Genomic DNA, 18,851 nt, shown 5'->3' with positions numbered 1-18,851 from the left:
GTCTTAATATCGTAGATGTAAGCTTTTGAACACCATTTATTCGGAAAAAGGGAGCTGTGACAAGATTTTTGTCGCAGCTCCCTTTAATTCTGATTAATCTATTAGATCAATCATCTTTATCGTCTGATTCTTTGGTCTCTGGATTCGCTCTAGCATAAGCTGAAGCGGTGTTCCAGTAATCTGTATAGTTTTCATCAGTACCGCCAACGCCGAATTTAAAGGCGCTTTTCTTCGGACCATTTTTTGCCCAAAGTGACTCCACTGTTTTTCCTGGCGTTTGGATGGATTTTTTATTGACAGTAACTTTTCCAGCTGTTTGTCCTGTGAACCCAGATACTTTTTTCTTCATCACATCGGATGATAAGTCAAATTTCTCATCAGTGCCGAAAATCTCAGGGTTTGCTTGGTAAGCTTGATTGATTAGATTGGCAAGATAATTAGCCGAACGTATTCTTGCTTGGCTGTCCATTCCAGTATTGTCATCGTGTCCTGCCCAACTACTGATAGTGATAGATGGAGTTGAGACGATCAGCCATGAATCTCGGTATTCATTGGTAGAACCAGTTTTTCCGACCCAATCTGCATTTCCTAGATTTCCGTTTAAGCTTGAGATGACATCTTTGAATGGTGTAGTGATTTTTTCATTGATCACACTACGCATCATGTCATTCATGATCGATGCCGTTGCTTCGGAATAAATACGGACAGAATTACTTTCATGTTTATAAATCACATTACCTGCATTATCTGTGATGGAATCAATGATATAGCCTTCTTCGTAGACTCCACCATTTGCTAAGGCCTGGAATCCATTTGTCTGTTGAAGCGTCGTTACATCTACTGTCCCTAAAGGAGCCGATTCAACGCCCCAATTATCATTTGCTGGGTAGTTCATCTTCGCCAAGTAGTGCTCGTAAGCGTATTGTTTCGATCCACCGGAATTCAACACATCTTGATATAAGTGATAAGCTGGGATATTGTTGGACCATTCCAGTGACTCACGGACGGTTTGGAAGGTGTTCGACCCTTCATTGGTCGCATTGACGATTTTCTCACCAGCATTTTTTCCTTCTTGCCAAGTCGTTGCATAATCTGATACACGGGATTCTGATCCGACAAGTCCCATATCGATTGCAGGACCGTAAACAAGAACCGGTTTGATGGATGAACCAGCTTGACGTTCTGTATCAAAGGCGTGGTTATTTTGATTCTGGCTGTAATTCCGACCACCCACGAAGCCATAGATACGTCCGGTTCTGTTATCCATCAATACATTTCCAGTCTCCACTTGGCTACCAGCACCATCATCTAACATGTAGCCATAATTTTCTACGCCGGTTTGCAATGCAGCATAGATATCTTTATCGATCGTCGAATGGATCGTATATCCTTTGTTTTGGATCGTTTGCTGTGCTTTTTGATAATAAGCTTCACTGACCGATGAATCTGACATATCAGCATTATCTTTTTCTGCCAATTGTTGTGCAATAATCCTTGTTGCTTCGTTCATCACGGTATAATACAAGAATTCTCTGTCAGTCTGTTCCGCGATTTGTTGTGGGAGAAAGTCTTTTGTAAGATCATAGGCTTTCGCTTCTTCGTATTGTTCTTTCGTAATTTGTCCTTCACGGTACATACTGAATAAAACAAAATCTTTTCTGGCAAGACCGGCAGAAAGATCTTCTTTTAGCGCGCCTGTATTCGTGTATGGACTATACGTGATAGGGCTTTGAGGCAAACCAGCGATATAAGCAGCTTGCGGCAGAGTCACATCCTTTGCATCTACACCAAAGATTCCTCTAGCAGCTTCCTGGACTCCAGCAATATTTTGCCCCTTATTATTCCGACCAAATGGTGAGACATTCAAATACGTAGCAATGATCTCATCTTTTGAAAAGTGTTTTTCTACTTGTGCAGAAAGAACGATCTCGTTTGCTTTACGTTTGAATGTTGTTTCATCGGTTAGGATCTGTTGTTTGACTAATTGCTGTGTCAAAGTGGATCCTCCAGACGAGCCGATGCCAGTCGCTTCTGAAACTAGTGCTCGTAAAACAGCTTTAGGGACATAACCTTGGTGTTTATCGAAGTATTCATCTTCTGTACTGATAATCGCGGTTTTCAATAAAGGCGAAATCTTATCAGATGAAATAGTCGTCCGCATCAGATCTGTCTGGATTTTTGATATCTCTGTATTATCTGCATAAACAATCTTTGACGTTTCCGTAATGTTTCCTAGTTCTGTCTGCAGTTCTTTTTTAGTCGGCAATTGTGTGTCTTCGACAAGATAGGCAAAGTAGCCAGCACCTATTCCGATACCTAGAGCTGCGAACAACAAAAGAAGAACAGTAATAAAAACAGTCAATGATTGAAACACTCTAAAAATAATCTTAGGAACAAACCATTTTTCTTTTTTTCTTCTATTCTGTTTTTTTCGAGTATTTTTGCGTGGCAAAAGGGTCACCTCAACTAATGGTTTTATTTCGCTAATTATAGCAAATAATAGGACAAAAAAACAGACAAGGCTGTTTTTGACAGGAATTTCTTTTTCGAATGAGATAAAACGTGAGGAAATGATCTTTTTTATGAAAGAGTTCTTAAGCTTTTCTTTAGGGAAAGTTTCAGTTACTATGGAGAACAGGGCAAAGAAAAACAAACTATTTTCTTTGTACATCATCTTATCAATATATATAGGAATTGTTCGAAACAATTGCCTTTCAAGGAGGAATCCATCCATGTTATTAGGCTCACACGTCAGCATGAGCGGAAAGAAAATGCTGTTAGGCGCGGCAGAAGAAGCAGCCAGTTACGGATCTTCGACCTTTATGATCTATACAGGCGCTCCTCAAAATACTAGAAGAAAAGCTATCGAAGAGATGAATATTGATGCCGGAAAAGCATTTATGGCAGAAAACGGACTAACAAATATCGTCGTTCATGCGCCTTATATCATTAATTTGGGAAATACGATCAAACCAGAAATGTTTCCATTTGCTGTACAATTTCTGAGAGAAGAGATTGTCCGTGCGGAAGCTTTAGGTGCTACTCAAATCACCCTTCACCCAGGCGCTCATGTAGGAGCAGGGGCAGAAGCTGGGATTGCTAGAATTATTGAGGGGTTGAATGAAGTTTTGACAAAAGAACAGACGGCACAGATCGCTTTGGAGACGATGGCAGGGAAAGGTACGGAAATCGGTCGAACATTTGAGGAATTAGCGCAAATCATCGATGGAGTAAAATTGAATGAAAAATTATCCGTTACTTTTGATACATGTCATACGAATGATGCCGGATATAATATAAAAGAAGATTTTTCAGGTGTAATGGAAGAGTTTGATAAGGTCATCGGATTAGATCGGCTTAAAGTACTGCATATCAATGATTCTAAAAATCCACAAGGTTCTCATAAAGATCGGCATGCCAATATCGGTTTTGGAACAATTGGATTTGACACATTGAACAAAATCGTCCATGATCCAATGTTTGACAACATTTCGAAAATATTAGAAACCCCATATGTCGGTAAAGATAAAAAGAAAGCTTACGCACCATATGGAAAAGAAATTTCCATGTTCAAAGCGCAAGCATTCGATCCCGAAGTGTTCCCTGAGTTATTAGCAGAAGAAGTCACACTTTAAGTTTTCTATCTGACAGCAACAAAAAAGGATTGGGCAGTCTGCCTTGTCCTTTTTTGTTTAAGAAACAAAGGAGTGCTTTTTGCATTCGTTTTCGACATGCTCCTTTCGCCCCCTCTTTTTAAATTCAGACAAACAGGGTATACTGATAGAAAAGTAAAAAACGAAAAGTTTCACAAACAAGTAGCAAAACGTGATTGAAAGGACGAAAAGATGCTGAACATTTTAAACCCCTTGATCGACCAACTAAAAAAGAAACATACATACTTTATTCTTGGCATAGCCGTATTATTTACAATTATTCGGTTGTATTTATATAGTAAAGCAATCTATGGAACAGATATGTCGGCGACCTATGATGATCAGCTGCTGATTCACTATGCTCAAAATATTTTGGATGGTAAATGGCTAGGGGAGTACACGACTACGACACTTTCAAAAGGGATCTCCTACAGCTTGTTTTTAGTACTTGCACATAAACTGCATCTTTCTTATGCAGTTTTATTCGGCATGTTCAGTATTCTTGCCAGTATATTGGTTGCACTAGCGTTTAAACCAATCGTGAAGAACAAGTATCTTCTTTTAAGTATCTATTTTTATTTTTTGTTTTCTCCGATTAGTTTTACACATGAATATTCCACTCGAACATATCGTAATGCTCTCGTGATCCCGACTGTTGAGATCATTATCGCTTGTTTACTAGCTATTTATTACCGCAAATATAATTCCAGCAAAAAATTGCTGCCGTGGTTTTTAGGGCTAGCTGTTTCTTTTCCTTTCTTTTGGTTCATTCGCGAAGATTCCATCTGGCTTCTTCCTTTTACTGTAGTCGCGTTAGGCATCAGTTTCGTTCAGATCTTGCTAGGACAAGACTTTTCTTTCAAAGAAGCAAAGAAGTTAAAAGAACGACCATTTCTCCTTTCGAAACAAGAATGTCTGAAACTTTCATTGTTTTTACTCCCTCTAGTCGGTTTCTCCATCGTCTATCAGTGGATCGAATATAAAAACGAGACAACATATGGTATTGCCGCCATCAATGACCGTTCGAGTGGCGAATTTGGACGTTTGATGAAACAGCTGATCCGAATAGATGACGAAACAAACTTAAATAAAGAAAACAGTGAGATATGGGTCTCGCATGCTGCATTAAATAAAGCTTTAGACGCATCTCCTACATTTCATACTGTTTCTACTCGTATTGACGAATTGTATACGACTCATGCGTGGACCCAAGGCGGAAAAGTAAAAGAATTACCAGGAGATATCATTTTTTGGGCATTGCGAGATGTGGTAAGCGAATCTGGTTATTACCAAAACAATGCAAAAGAAACCAATGATTTTTGGAAAAAAGTCAATCAAGAATTAGAAGAAGCCTATCAAAAGGGAACTATCAAAAAGAAAAAAGAATTTTATCTGATGGGATCAGGGGATGGAAAGACGATGAATGATCTGCCAATTGTATTTGCTTTTCTGAAATCAGGATATGCCTATGCATGGCGATACAAAGATTTCCATCAAGGGGGGAATTATAGTTTCGGGACGCAAGAACAAGTCGAACAGGCACAAGAACTATTGAATCTTCCACTAATGGATAATTGGATCGATAGCAGTGATCCGAGAACACCTGATTTCCAGTTGACAAAAACAGCAAAAGTCGCGAATGTCATGATAAAAATTTACCAAGTTCTGGCCATTCCCGTGCTGATTGCTTCAATAGCAGGGATATTACTTATGATACTAGGAACCGTATTTGCAAAAGCTGATCGTGCCTATTATAGTTCCTCTTTGATTGTAGTCATCGGATTAATACTGACACAATTGGTTTTTCTTTTCGGTGTCTCGTGGTTTTGTTCTTATGCGCCAGAAAAAAAGGATTATTTTTTAAGTGTCTACACTGGCGCAGGCGTGCCATTAACGCAATTCATCGCAGTAACAAGCATGCTAGTTTTTAGTAAATTGAATCTGAAAAAAGCTTTATCTTCCAAATAAAAAGGGAACTGTGACAAAAGTCTTGTCGCAGTTCCTTTTTCCGAATAAACGGTGCTCAAAAGCTTGCATCTGCGGTAATAAGCTCAACCAAACGTAAAATATGAGGAACTATTTTTGTTTGGCTGTTCTTATTACTTGATGCAGGACAGCTTTTTCACAACCTCTGATACACGGTGTTCCAGAAGTAACTTCTTCGGAAATAAGCCGAAATTTCACAAAAATTTGAAAAGCAATTTTCTTAAATTCCTTCTTATTTCTTGAAGCTGCCCACTTCTGTCACAACCTCCTTTGTGTAAAAGAATCAGTTTCTATTCGATTTCTTCTATCGTTTCTTGCAAACGCTGTTCATATTTTTTGTTTCCTTTATATAAATCACCAATCGTCCATGCCAACAGGAGAAGGACAAGAACAATGATTACATAGGCGATTTGATCAGCCAATGCTAGTTGAGCTGAGGTGGCTTGCTCGCCGAAGAAACTTTCGATTTGACCTGGTAATCCTCGTAAGTTCAAGTAAGTCAGACTAATCACAGAGAACCAGCCAAGAAGTTTTACAACAAATGAATTTTTGAATCGGCTCCCCATCTCCGCTTGGCTATTGGTCATCATCAGTAAAGGAATCATCGAGAATGGCAATGCAAAAGCCAGAAAAACTTGGGATTCATTCATCAAGTTATTCAAAGCGGTATGTTCTTCTATCGTTCCTTTTGTACTTGTAAACAAAACACAAATCAATACAGGAATCACAGAAAGCAATCGTGTGACTAGTCTTCTTAGCCAAATCGGGATACGCATATGGATGAAGCCTTCCATGATGACTTGACCGGTCAACGTACCAGTAATAGTAGAGTTCTGGCCAGAAGCAAGAAGTGCTACAGCAAATAAAGTAGACAAGATACCAGATTTTGCTACAGCAATCAAGATACCATTGCTCATAGCTGATGGATCAGATAAAGCTTCATACAGACCAAAAAAGGAAGGATCTTGGACAGAACCGGTTTTGAATACAGCGACACCCATGATCAATAGCAGTGCATTGACTAAAAAAGCCATTGACAACTGGATATTAGAGTCCCAAGTAGAAAAGCGTACCGCTTGTGCTACATCTTCTTCGTCTTGGTGATCAATCTTCCGAGTTTGAGAAACTGCTGAATGAAGATATAAGTTATGCGGCATGACTGTTGCACCAATAATCCCTAACGCTCCAGTCAGCGGAGTTTCACCACCTATGACAGGTGAGTCTGAGAATGTATGACTGTTAGGGATAAAGCCAGCAAATAAACTGTGCCAATCAGGGTTAGACAAGCCAACTTGATAGACGAAAACGAATAAAATGACGAAAATCAAGCAGACAACCAAAGCTTCGATTTTACGAAACCCGACTTTTGTCAGCAATAAAAGGACGAAAACATCTAACACAGTGATAAATACGGCAATTACCAATGGAATATCAAAAAGTAAGTAGAGGGCGATTGCTGCACCAATGACTTCTGCGATGTCTGTTGCCATAATGGCTAATTCAGTCAAGATCCATAAAATGACACCCAATGTCTTACTTGTCCGTGCTCGGATTGCTTGGGCCAAATCCATTTGGGTCACGATTCCTAATTTTGCTGCCATATACTGTAAAAGCATAGCAATTAGACTAGACATCAAAATAACTGACATCAATAAATATTGGAAATTTTGTCCACCAGTGATCGAAGTGGACCAGTTACCTGGATCCATATAACCAACTGCTACTAATGCACCTGGTCCAGAGTAAGCAAGAAGTGTTTTAAAAAAACTTTTTCCCTTTGGTACATCCACTGTTCCATTTACTTCAGCTAAAGATAAACCATTTGTATGTTCAATAAGTCGATGCTTATGAAATTGTTTGTTGGATTGATTATTCAAGAAAAAACCACCTTTCCTATTTATCTACGATTACATTCTACACCTCAGAAAGAAAAAATTAAAGAAAAAGATTCGGTATGCCTAATTTTTTTTCGTGGCGTGTCTTGCTGGTTAATAAAAGAAATTTCGTTCTTCTCTAAAAAAACCACTATTTTTTGCATGAAACTAAAGAATACGCCTTTCTTTTTTCAATAAACTTTAGTAAAATAAATCATTGAGAGCAATTCGGAAATAGAAAGGAGAGATTTATATGGTATCAACAGGTATTGTCGTACTTATTGCTATTATTGCTTTGCTAATCGGCGCAGTAGGTGGCTTTTTCCTAGCGCGTAAATATATGAAAGACTATTTAGAAAAAAATCCTCCCGTTAATGAGGACATGTTGCGATCAATGATGATGTCAATGGGGCAAAAACCATCTGAGAAGAAAATTCGCCAGATGATGCAGCAAATGAAGAACCAAGGGAAAAAATAGGTTCTGACCCAAAGACTTTTTGCGGGCTGATTTTTTCAGTCCGTTTTTTATTTCGTAATTTGTTAGACTATTCAGACTATTCAGCAAAAAAGACAAGCACAGACAATCCTATGCTCTTGATAAAGACAAAGGAGGAGTAAAATGTCGATTTTTAGAAAATTAGGTTGGTTTTTTCGTCAGGAAAAGAAACATTATTTAATTGGGATTTTCTCCCTATTCGCAGTGGCCTTGGTACAGTTAGTTCCTCCGAAAGTGATTGGGATCATCATTGATGAGATCGCCGATAAGAATTTATCAATAAAGATCATTTCTTGGTGGATCTTACTATTGATCCTTGCAGCTTTCTTACAATATCTTTTTCGTTATATCTGGCGGACGAATATTTGGGGAAGTGCAGCTCGGTTGGAGAAAGAACTTCGGCAGCAGCTATTCAAACATTTTACAGAAATGGACAATCTCTTTTACCAAAAATATCGGACTGGAGATTTGATGGCTCATGCAACGAATGATTTGAATGCAATCCAGAATGTAGCAGGAGCTGGAATCTTGACCTTTGCAGATTCAGTGATTACGGGCGGAACAACGATCATTGCGATGATTTTGTTTATTGATTGGCGCTTAACACTGATTGCGCTGATTCCTCTGCCTTTGCTAGCCGTTACTTCACGAGTGCTGGGGTCAAAACTCCACGATGCTTTTCGTGATTCGCAAGAAGCTTTTTCTAGTATCAATGATAAGACACAAGAAAGTATCACTGGGATCAAAGTCATTAAAACATTTGGACAAGAAAAAGAAGATCTCGCGGATTTTGAAGAAAAGATTGAAGATGCAATTATTAAAAACAAACGAGTCAATTTTTTAGACTCCTTATTTGATCCATTCATTACCTTGATTATCGGTCTGTCTTATGTTGCAACAATTATTTTAGGTGGAAAGTATGTCTTGGAAGGCACGATCTCGATCGGGCAGATGGTCTCATTTATTAGCTATATCGGTATGCTTGTTTGGCCGATGTTTGCGATTGGTCGATTGTTCAACGTATTGGAAAGAGGAAATGCTTCTTATGATCGCGTCAATGAACTTTTGCATGAAAAGACGCATATCGTGGAACAACTGGGTGCAGTGCAGACCCCGGCAAAAGGCGAGCTGAATGTAGCTATTTCCTCTTTTAACTATCCGAAAGAAGAATCACCAGCATTAGAACAAATCAAATTTGCGATCCAAGAAGGAGAAACATTAGGTATTGTTGGGAAAACTGGTGCGGGAAAAACGACAATCATCAAATTACTGATGCGTGAATACGATGATTATCAAGGGAAAATCCAATTTGGCGGACGTTCGATCAAAGAATATTCATTGAATGCTTTATTAGGATCAATCGGTTATGTGCCTCAGGATCACTTCCTGTTTTCGATGACCATTCGAGATAATATCCGTTTTTCTAATCCAAAACTTTCAGAAGAAGAAGTAGAGCATGCGGCTTCTTTAGCATTTATCAACAATGAAATCAAGGAATTGCCAAAAGGTTATGATACCTTAGTTGGAGAACGTGGAGTCTCTTTATCTGGCGGACAGAAACAGAGGATTTCGATTGCTCGAGCATTGATCAAAAATCCTGAATTGCTGATCTTAGATGATGCACTTTCTGCAGTAGATGCCAAAACAGAAGAAGCTATCTTGCATAATTTAAAAGAAATAAGAAAAGAGAAAACAACCATCATTGCAGCTCACCGTTTAAGCAGCGTGATGCATGCAAAAGAAATCATTGTTGTCGATCAAGGGAAAATCATTGAACGAGGAACCCACCACGAGCTGCTTGCATTAGGTGGCTGGTATGAACGAATGTGGGAAAAACAGCAATTAGAAGCGAAGATAGAAGGAGGCGAGGCCTGATGGATGAAAATTATCAATCGGAATGGACAAAATCGATTCCACTTAAAGAACAGAAGAAGATCATCAAACGACTGATGAAGTTCGCCAAACCTTTTAGAAGAACGTTCATCGTTGCTATCTTATTTGCGTTTGCCCTGTCTGTGATCAATGTCCTATTGCCAAGGATCATCCAAACTTTTATGGATGATCATCTGGCTAAACAGTCAGCTACGACACAAGTTATTTTGTTTTTTGCTGGTGTGTACTTGTTTGGAGTCATAGTCAAAAGTATCATTTGGTTTTTCCAATGGTATTTGTATTCCATGGCTTCATTGAAGACCTATCAGTATGTTCGGGTAAGATTATTTGAAAAGCTGCATACACTAGGTATGCGTTATTTTGACCAGACACCGGCAGGATCGACCGTTTCTCGAGTGACGAATGACACAGAAACGCTATTTGAATTTTGGTATGTCTTTTTGATGGTATTGACTGGGATCTTTGCAGTCGTTTCTTCATTCATTGCCATGTTTCAAATCAATGGAGAAATTGCCTTGTGGACTTTGGTGTTCTTGCCGATTTTAGGAATCGTCATCTGGTATTACCAGAAATTCAGTTCTCGTATTTACCGAAATATGCGGGAAAAATTAAGTCAGCTGAACACGAAATTGAATGAATCGATTTCCGGCATGCGTATTATCCAGCAGTTTCGCCAAGAAGCTCGTTTAGCTAAAGAATTTGAACAAGTGAACAACGAGTATTTAGACACGCGCTATGCGATGATCAAAACGAATTCGATTCTGTTAAGTCCGATCATCAATTTTCTCTATGCATTGGCGATTGCGTTGGCGTTGACTTTGTTTGGGATCGATGCGTTGCATTCTCCCGTAGAAGTTGGACTGATCTATGCATTTACGACCTATGTCCAGGGATTTTTTAATCCAATGTCTCAAATGATGGACTTTTTGAGCACCTTTACAGATGGGATGGTTGCCGGTAGTCGTATTTTGAAAATCATGGATACAGAAGAATATGCACCGCAACAAAATCCTGGAGCAGATCAAGCGATTACTTCAGGTAAGATCGAGTTTCGCAATGTAAGCTTTTCTTATGATGGAGAGCACAATGTATTGAACAATATCTCTTTTGTCGCTAATCCGGGTGAGACCGTTGCATTAGTGGGGCACACCGGAAGCGGAAAAAGCTCGATCATCAACGTATTGATGCGGTTTTACGAATTTTATGAAGGCCAAATCTTGATTGATGATCATGACATTCGAGAATATCCAATGGAAGAGTTACGTAAGAAAATGGGATTGGTCTTGCAAGATGCCTTCTTGTTTTATGGAGATATTGCAGGAAATATCCGGATGATGAATCCAGCTATCACAGACGAACAGATTCGCCATGCAGCTGAGTTTGTTCAAGCAAACAAGTTCATCGATGAATTACCAAAAGGATATCACTCAAAAGTGATCGAACACGGTGCCAGCTATTCTAGTGGACAACGACAGCTGATCACTTTTGCGCGAACAATCGTGACAGATCCTAAAATACTAGTATTGGATGAAGCAACAGCAAATATCGATACTGAAACCGAAGGATTGATCCAAGAAGGATTGGCAAAAATGCGACAAGGACGGACAACGATAGCGATTGCCCATCGGCTGTCCACGATTCGGGATGCAGAATTGATTTTAGTTTTAGACAAAGGTCATATAGTAGAGCGTGGGAATCATGAAACACTTCTAGCGCAAAATGGTTTGTATGCAGATATGTACAAACTGCAAAGCAGTGGTGTGTAAAAAGAGGTTGTGACAGTAGCATAGTAGCATTTTGCCCTAAGCGCTAGAGTGAAAATAAAACAGAGCTTCCCAGATTCTTCATCTGTGAGCGTTAGTGGCATAGTCACCCGATTTAAAAAAGACGACGACAGCTAGTCAAAAGCGGCTAATAACCACTAAGAAAGCGTTGACAAAAGCGTTTGCTTTCGATAATATAAAGAAAACGATACAACTTGGATAGTGATTGCCTGATGCAAGCTAAACCTGATGAGTCTCCCATGGTTCCATGGACGGCTTTTTGGGTTTTTCTTTTTGTTTTGGATACAGCCCTATATATCATGGAAAGGAGCAAAACATGCTGATTGAGAAAGTACTGAATAACAACGTCGTAATAACCAGGGATGAAAGAAATCAGGAAATGATCGTGATGGGAAAAGGTTTGGCATTCAAAAAGAAAGTGGGTGACCCGATTTTTGACTCATGCATCGACAAAAAATTTCAGTTGACAAATGACGGGCTTTCACAACAGTTCCAAGAATTGGCACAAGCGATTCCTCTTGAGTACTTAGAAATTTCTTGTGAAATCATTGAATATACAGAAGAGGCTCTACAAGTCCAGTTGAATGATTCTGTGTATATTGCATTGACGGATCATTTGTATACGGCTATCGAACGTCACAAAATGGGAATATTTGTACCAAATGTATTGCTGTATGATATCAAACAACTATTTCCTAAAGAGTATGCCATCGGGAAAAAAACAGTGAAGAAAATCTCGGATAAATACCACATCAAGTTATCAGAAGATGAAGCCGGATTTATCGCATTGCATTTAGTCAATGCACAAGGCATTCAAAGCCAACAAGACAATACCTACCTGTTTACTATAACAATACAGGATATTCTAAATATCGTCCGCTATTACTATAAGATTACATTTGATGAAGATTCAGTCCATTTTTTTCGATTCGTCACACACTTACGTTTTTTTCTGACACGCGTCCTAGATGGAGAAAAATCAGAAGTGGGAGAAGTTTCTGAGGAATTGTTTCAGGTTATTCAAAAAAAATATAAGGATACGTTTGGTTGCGTTGAGAAAATAGCAGACTTTTTAGCCGAGACGTTCAACTACCAGATGTCCACGGACGAAAAAATGTATTTAACGATCCATACTGCGCGTTTAGTGCATGAGAATCGTTGTAAATAAATAAAAAAAGGAGGATAAATTAACAAGAACGTATGAAATAAGGGTAGTGACATTCAGTTGGCTAAACTTTCCACTAATATATTGGAGGGAATAGAAATGGGAAAATACCAAGAATTAGCGAGAAAAATCGTAGAAAATGTCGGTGGGAAGGAAAATATCAATGGTTTGACACATTGTATCACAAGGCTTCGTTTCAAATTAAAAAACGAAGAAAAAGCAAATGATGAGATCTTGAAAAATATGGACGGTATTGTAACGGTAATGCGAGCGGGAGGGCAGTATCAAGTTGTCATCGGGAATCATGTGCCAGTCGTGTTTGAAGAGGTTATAAAAGCAGGAAACCTTACTTTTGATGAGGCTGTTTCAACAGAAAAAATGAGACCGTTTGATATGCTTATTGATGGAATATCGGGCTGTTTCCAACCATTCCTTGCTATCTTAGCTGCTGGCGGGATGATTCGTGGACTGACAGCATTCCTTGTCTTCTTAGGCGCGTTTGACCGCGGTTCTGGCACATTTGTTATGTTTGATAATATCGGTGATTCTGTATTCCAATTTATGCCTGTTATTATCGGTTTAACAGCTGCCCGTAAATTTAAAGTAAATGAATTCGTAGGGATGTTGCTTGGCGCAGCATTAATGAATCCTAGCTTGTCGCTGGAAGCTTTGAGTGGTGCAGCAGAAGCACCACTAACGACCATATTTTCTGGCACTATTTTTGAAGCACCTATTTATCAAACAGTATTCGGCATTCCCTGGATTGCGCGTAACTACGCTTCTTCTGTCATTCCCATTATCTTTATTGTGTTGTTAGCTAGCCAAATTCAGAAACCAATTAAAAAGTTAGTACCTGAGATGATCGCGAATTTCTTCGTTCCATTCTTCACCGTTCTTATTACAATGCCTTTAGGTTTTTTACTCGTTGGACCAGTATTCACATTCGCAACTGATATTTTAATGGCTGGATTTGAAACACTTTTAGCACTTTCGCCAGTTATTTATGGAGCAATCGTAGGCTTCTTCTGGCAAATTCTGGTGATGTTTGGTCTCCATTGGGCAATCGTACCAATGGGATTGATGCAATTTTCTGTGAATGGTTGGCAAAATATTATAACACCTGTTGCAGTAGTGTCTTTTGGACAAACTGCAGCACTTACCGCACTCTACTTTAAGCTTAGAAATCCAAAAGACAAAGCAATTGCAATACCAGCCATTGTTTCTGGTATTGTGGGGATTACAGAGCCAGCTATTTATGGGTTTACATTACCACGTAAAAAAATATTTATTTTTACCTGTGTCGGTGGTGCGTTAGGGGGCGCGTATAGTGGGTTAATGAATTTAACTTCTTGGAATCAAGGTGGACTAGGCATCTTTACAATTCCCAACTATATTAGACCAGATGGTGATTTAACAGATGTGATTAATGTATTGATTGGGATCGCCATTGCGATGGTGGTATCCTTTGCGCTGACTTTTTTCTTTTGGAAGGAGGAAGCAGGTGAAACAGATGACAGACAGAAAAGATCAGGTAAAGAAATTGTAAAAACACCGATACAAGGACAAATCGCTCCACTGAAAGCAGCAAAGGATGCAGCTTTTGCACAAGGAACACTAGGTCGAGGAATCTTGATCTACCCTGAAAAAGGAGAAGTACGTGCCCCTTTTGACGGAACAGTCATGACCCTGTTCCCCACGAAACATGCAATCGGAATGGTTTCTGAAACAGGTCTGGAATTGCTGATTCATGTCGGATTGGATACTGTTCAGTTGGAAGGGAAATATTTTGAAAGCTTGGTGCAGCAAGGAGAAAGAGTGAAACAAGGCGATCTGTTGCTCCGCTTCGACAAAAAGAAAATCGAAAAGGAAGGATACAGTTTAGAAACACCTGTAATCGTCACCAATTACATGGATTATTTGGATATTTTGGAAAATCAAGGGGAGACGGTCGGGCCAGACGATGCACTTATCACCGCACTGACCTGAACGGTTAGGTGAAAGAATGGAATAGACTTAACTATTCTTTTTAGTCCACTTCTTTATTTTCAAAATTGAAAGGCTCTTTCATGATGGCTGAGCTGATAGGGCGTTTATCAAATTTTTGTCCTACAGAAATTAGATGGACTAAATTCTGTTGATAATTTTCTGCAAAAACACAACTATATAACACGTCTAGAAGATAACAAATCGATGTATTGATCGTAAAATTACCAATTTTTGAATACAGTCGTTCGCGTGTCGTAAGTCGCAAAGCGGCTGTACTCATTGAGGATAGCGTTGAATCACCGATACTGGTCAAAGCTAAAATTGGAACATGATTTTGTTTCAATATTTCTGCGGTACGAAGGATCACATTGTTTTCACCCGTATAAGAAATCAGAATCCCGCACATATCACTCGTGCAATTGTACGCTTCATAGAACGATTCACCAAAAGTGGTGACAATCGTGACATCCATTTTGATGCGCTTCATTTTCAGCATGAAATCTTGAGAAATCAAAGTATTCGAGTTACTGGCGAAAATCACGATTTTTTTTGCTTGAAGCATTAGTTGTTTGGCTTTTTGCAGTTGGTCATGATGAATGAGAGAAAGTGTATCTTGAATCGTCATCTGTTCTAAAGAAGCCATTTTATTTGCGATCGTCATAATACCGTCTGTGGTGGAAAAAGGAAGATTCGCATCTACGTCTTGAAAATTCCCTTCAAGATAGGCTGTTTCAGCTAAAAAAGCATTACGAAAACTGACCCAGCCATCAAAACCCATTTTTTTTGCTACACGGATGAGTGTGGACGGGTGGACATAACATCGCTCAGAAATCTCTTGGATGGTCATTTCGCCAAGTGCTGGAGAATCGCTTAAGAGAAACTGAATCACTTCATTTTCTGAAGGAGAAAAGGAGATTTCTTTGATTTTTTCACGTAATAACATGTAGATACCTTCTTCTAGTTTTTTTACGTAAATTATAACTTTTTTGAAAATGATTTGTAAACGGATTTATGTTATATAGCTTAATAAAGTCATTTTTTGACAAGATATTTACAAAAATCCAGTAGAAAACACTAACTTTTGTAAATGTTACTGGAAAGAAACGAATTTCTATTGTTTGTTTTGTTTACAAAAAAGATAATAAAAGTGTAAAAAGCAAAGGAGTGAGAACATGGCAAAAGGAATCAAAATCGCTACGATTGGTGGAGGCAGCAGTTACACCCCCGAGTTGATTGAAGGATTTATCAAAAGATATGAGGAATTACCGATACGAGAAATCTGGCTCGTAGATGTAGAAGAAGGAAAAGAAAAGCTTGAGATCGTCAGTCAGATGTCTCAGCGTATGTGGGATGCTTCTCCGTATGAAGTCAAGATCTATGCAACTTTGGATCGGGAAGAAGCATTGAAAGATGCGGATTTTGTTACGACTCAGTTTCGTGTCGGTCAATTAGATGCACGAATCAAAGACGAGCGGATCCCTAGTTATTATGGGATGATTGGGCAAGAAACAAATGGTGCTGGCGGGATATTCAAAGCTTTTCGTACCGTTCCAGTGGTTTTGGCAATCGTTGAAGACATGAAGCGTTTATGTCCAAATGCTTGGCTGATCAATTTCGCGAACCCAAGCGGGATGGTGACAGAAGCAGTTATCAGATATGGCAAATGGGATAAAGTGATCGGATTATGCAATGTGCCAGTAATGGCGACGATGACAGAACCAGCAATGCTTGGCAAGAAAAAAGAAGAGCTGATCTACAAGTTTGCCGGTCTAAATCACTTCCATTGGCACAAAGTAGCAGATAATAAAGGAAATGACCGCACAGCAGATTTGATTGATCGTTTATACGATGAAGACAATGGATTGCCGAAAAATATCTTTGACATCCCGTTTTTCAAAGAACAATTAAAACAAATGAACATGATCCCTTGTGGCTACCACCGCTATTACTACCGTGAAGAAGAAATGTTGGAACATGCTTTAGAAGAATATCAAACGATTGGTACAAGAGCGCAACAAGTGAAAGAAACAGAAGCAGAGCTGTTTGAATTATACAAAGATCCAGAATTGGATCATAAACCTGAACAATTGCAAAAACGAGGTGGTGCTTATTATTCAGATGCTGCCTGTGAAACGATTGCTTCGATCTATGGAAATAAAGAAACACAGATCGTGGTGTCTACAAAGAATGATGGAGCTGTTCCTGATCTGCCGGCAGATTGTGTAGTAGAAGTCACTGCCTATGTTGGCGCACAAGGCGCACGAAATGTAGCGTTTGGTTCCCTTCCTGCTGCTGAAAGAGGCTGGTTGCAAGTAATGAAGAATATGGAATTGCTGACGATCGAAGCAGCCGTGACTGGTGATTATGGAACAGCTTTACAAGCGTTTACGATCAATCCGCTTATACGATCAGGAAAGACAGCAAAACGGATCATGGATGAGTTGTTTATTGCACATCAGCAGTATTTACCGCAATTCAAGGAAACAATCAGCCGGTTAAAAGCAGAAGGAATCGAAGTCCAAGATGAACTGGCAAGAGAATTGTCAAGCAATACACATGTAATGGAGGAAGTATGATGGGATTCAGAAAAGATTTTTTATGGGGCGGTGCTACAGCAGCCAATCAATGCGAGGGTGGTTATGATGAAGGCGGACGTGGGTTAGCGAACGTAGATGTTGTGCCAATCGGAGAAGACCGTTTTCCTGTCATTACTGGAAAAAAGAAAATGTTTGAATTTGATAAAGATCATTTTTATCCAGCAAAAATTGCGATCGATATGTATCATCATTATAAGGAAGATATTGCTTTGTTTGCAGAAATGGGGTTCAAGACTTATCGGATGTCCATTGCTTGGAGTCGTATTTTTCCAATGGGCGATGAAAATGAGCCAAATGAATCTGGTTTGAAATTTTATGAGGATGTCTTTAAAGAATGTCAAAAGTACGGGATCGAGCCGCTTGTGACGATTACACATTTTGATTGTCCGATGCATTTGATCAAAGAATATGGTGCGTGGCGTTCTAGAGAACTCGTTGGTTTTTATGAAAATCTGTGCCGAGTCATCTTCAATCGCTATAAAGGACTTGTCAAATATTGGTTGACATTCAATGAGATCAATATGATCCTTCATGCACCATTCATGGGCGCAGGGCTGTATTTTGAAGAAGGAGAAAATGAAGAACAAATCAAATATCAAGCGGCACATCATGAGTTGGTTGCAAGTGCCATCGCAACGAAGATCGCTCATGAAGTAGATCCGGAGAACAAAGTAGGCTGTATGCTGGCAGCAGGAGCATATTATCCATACACTTGCAATCCTGAAGATGTTTGGGCTTCTAGAAAGTCAGATCGAGAAAATTATTTCTTCATTGATGTCCAGTCACGAGGAGAATATCCCGCTTATGCATTGAAAGAAATGGAACGAAATGGCATTCAGATCAAAATAGAACCTGGGGATGCCGCATTGCTGAAAGAACATACTGTTGATTTTATCTCCTTTTCTTATTATTCTTCTCGAGTTTCGACTACTGACAACGAACTCTTGGAACAGACTGCAGGAAATATCTTTGCTTCTGTCAAAAATCCATATCTGGAAGCAAGTGAATGGGGTTGGCAAATTGATCCATTAGGCTTGAGAATAACGATGAATGATATTTATGATCGTTATCAAAAACCACTATTTATTGTAGAAAACGGCTTAGGTGCAGTCGATACGCCCGATGAGAATGGTTATGTGGAAGATGATTATCGAATCGACTATCTGGCAGCACATATCCAGGCAATGAAAGATGCAGTAGAATTAGATGGAGTCGATCTATTAGGCTATACGACTTGGGGATGTATTGATTTAGTATCAGCTGGTACAGGTGAGATGAAGAAAAGGTACGGATTCATTTATGTCGATCGTGACAACGAAGGAAATGGCACATTAGCCCGTTCGAAGAAGAAATCATTCAACTGGTATAAAAAAGTAATTGATTCAAATGGAGAAAATCTTTCGAACGATTGATCAAT

At 39.2% G+C, this 18,851-nt stretch carries 12 protein-coding genes; 9 read left to right on the top strand and 3 right to left on the bottom strand.

The annotated features are described in order from the left end of the window. Positions 1–106 precede the first annotated feature (106 nt). Positions 107–2,452: a transglycosylase domain-containing protein gene (locus AB3I27_RS06300; protein WP_002345254.1), complete on the bottom strand. Its 2,346-nt coding sequence runs from the start codon at positions 2,450–2,452 to the stop codon at positions 107–109. 280 nt (positions 2,453–2,732) lie between these two features. Between AB3I27_RS06300 and AB3I27_RS06295 the strand changes: the two genes are divergently transcribed. Both AB3I27_RS06295 and AB3I27_RS06290 read left to right on the top strand, forming a co-directional pair. After that, positions 2,733–3,635, top strand: coding sequence for a deoxyribonuclease IV (locus AB3I27_RS06295; protein ID WP_002308625.1), 903 nt, complete (start codon positions 2,733–2,735; stop codon positions 3,633–3,635). A gap of 210 nt (positions 3,636–3,845) precedes the next feature. Beyond that, positions 3,846–5,621, top strand: coding sequence for a glucosyltransferase (locus AB3I27_RS06290; protein ID WP_368022950.1), 1,776 nt, complete (start codon positions 3,846–3,848; stop codon positions 5,619–5,621). Between the two features lie 308 nt (positions 5,622–5,929). On the opposite strand, the gene AB3I27_RS06285 is transcribed toward AB3I27_RS06290, so the two are convergent. Next, positions 5,930–7,516, bottom strand: coding sequence for an Nramp family divalent metal transporter (locus tag AB3I27_RS06285; protein ID WP_002320293.1), 1,587 nt, complete (start codon positions 7,514–7,516; stop codon positions 5,930–5,932). A gap of 250 nt (positions 7,517–7,766) precedes the next feature. Here AB3I27_RS06285 and AB3I27_RS06280 point away from each other — a divergent pair, with 250 nt between their 5' ends. The 5 genes from AB3I27_RS06280 (at position 7,767) to AB3I27_RS06260 (ending at position 14,837) form a co-directional block, all read left to right on the top strand. Next, positions 7,767–7,991, top strand: coding sequence for a YneF family protein (locus tag AB3I27_RS06280; RefSeq protein ID WP_002291670.1), 225 nt, complete (start codon positions 7,767–7,769; stop codon positions 7,989–7,991). Between the two features lie 141 nt (positions 7,992–8,132). Further along, positions 8,133–9,884, top strand: a complete 1,752-nt coding sequence (locus AB3I27_RS06275) for an ABC transporter ATP-binding protein (protein WP_002294954.1) — start codon at positions 8,133–8,135, stop codon at positions 9,882–9,884. Continuing rightward, complete coding sequence (locus AB3I27_RS06270; protein ID WP_002294953.1) at positions 9,884–11,668, top strand: ABC transporter ATP-binding protein; 1,785 nt, start codon at positions 9,884–9,886, stop codon at positions 11,666–11,668. Before AB3I27_RS06275 ends, AB3I27_RS06270 begins: the two co-directional genes overlap by 1 nt. Positions 11,669–12,002: 334 nt before the next feature. Beyond that, entirely contained in the window at positions 12,003–12,854 is an 852-nt protein-coding gene (gene licT / locus AB3I27_RS06265; protein ID WP_368022949.1) for a BglG family transcription antiterminator LicT, read from the top strand. A 96-nt stretch (positions 12,855–12,950) separates the two neighbouring features. Further along, the gene (locus tag AB3I27_RS06260; RefSeq protein WP_368022948.1) at positions 12,951–14,837 is read left to right on the top strand and encodes a beta-glucoside-specific PTS transporter subunit IIABC; all 1,887 of its coding nucleotides are present in this window, start codon (positions 12,951–12,953) and stop codon (positions 14,835–14,837) included. 40 nt (positions 14,838–14,877) lie between these two features. Here the strand turns inward: AB3I27_RS06260 and AB3I27_RS06255 are convergent, their stop codons facing one another. After that, positions 14,878–15,780 (bottom strand): MurR/RpiR family transcriptional regulator, encoded by a 903-nt coding sequence (locus tag AB3I27_RS06255; protein WP_368022947.1) that lies wholly within the window; start codon positions 15,778–15,780, stop codon positions 14,878–14,880. Positions 15,781–16,009: 229 nt separating this feature from the next. Here AB3I27_RS06255 and AB3I27_RS06250 point away from each other — a divergent pair, with 229 nt between their 5' ends. Both AB3I27_RS06250 and AB3I27_RS06245 read left to right on the top strand, forming a co-directional pair. Continuing rightward, positions 16,010–17,413, top strand: coding sequence for a 6-phospho-beta-glucosidase (locus tag AB3I27_RS06250; protein ID WP_368022946.1), 1,404 nt, complete (start codon positions 16,010–16,012; stop codon positions 17,411–17,413). Further along, the gene (locus AB3I27_RS06245; RefSeq protein ID WP_002325052.1) at positions 17,413–18,846 is read left to right on the top strand and encodes a 6-phospho-beta-glucosidase; all 1,434 of its coding nucleotides are present in this window, start codon (positions 17,413–17,415) and stop codon (positions 18,844–18,846) included. The genes AB3I27_RS06250 and AB3I27_RS06245 overlap by 1 nt, the downstream gene beginning before the upstream one ends. Positions 18,847–18,851 lie beyond the last annotated feature (5 nt).

This window comes from Enterococcus sp. C46, from assembly GCF_040887565.1.
GTDB lineage: Bacteria > Bacillota > Bacilli > Lactobacillales > Enterococcaceae > Enterococcus_B > Enterococcus_B lactis.
This window is presented reverse-complemented; position numbering and strand designations above follow the sequence as displayed.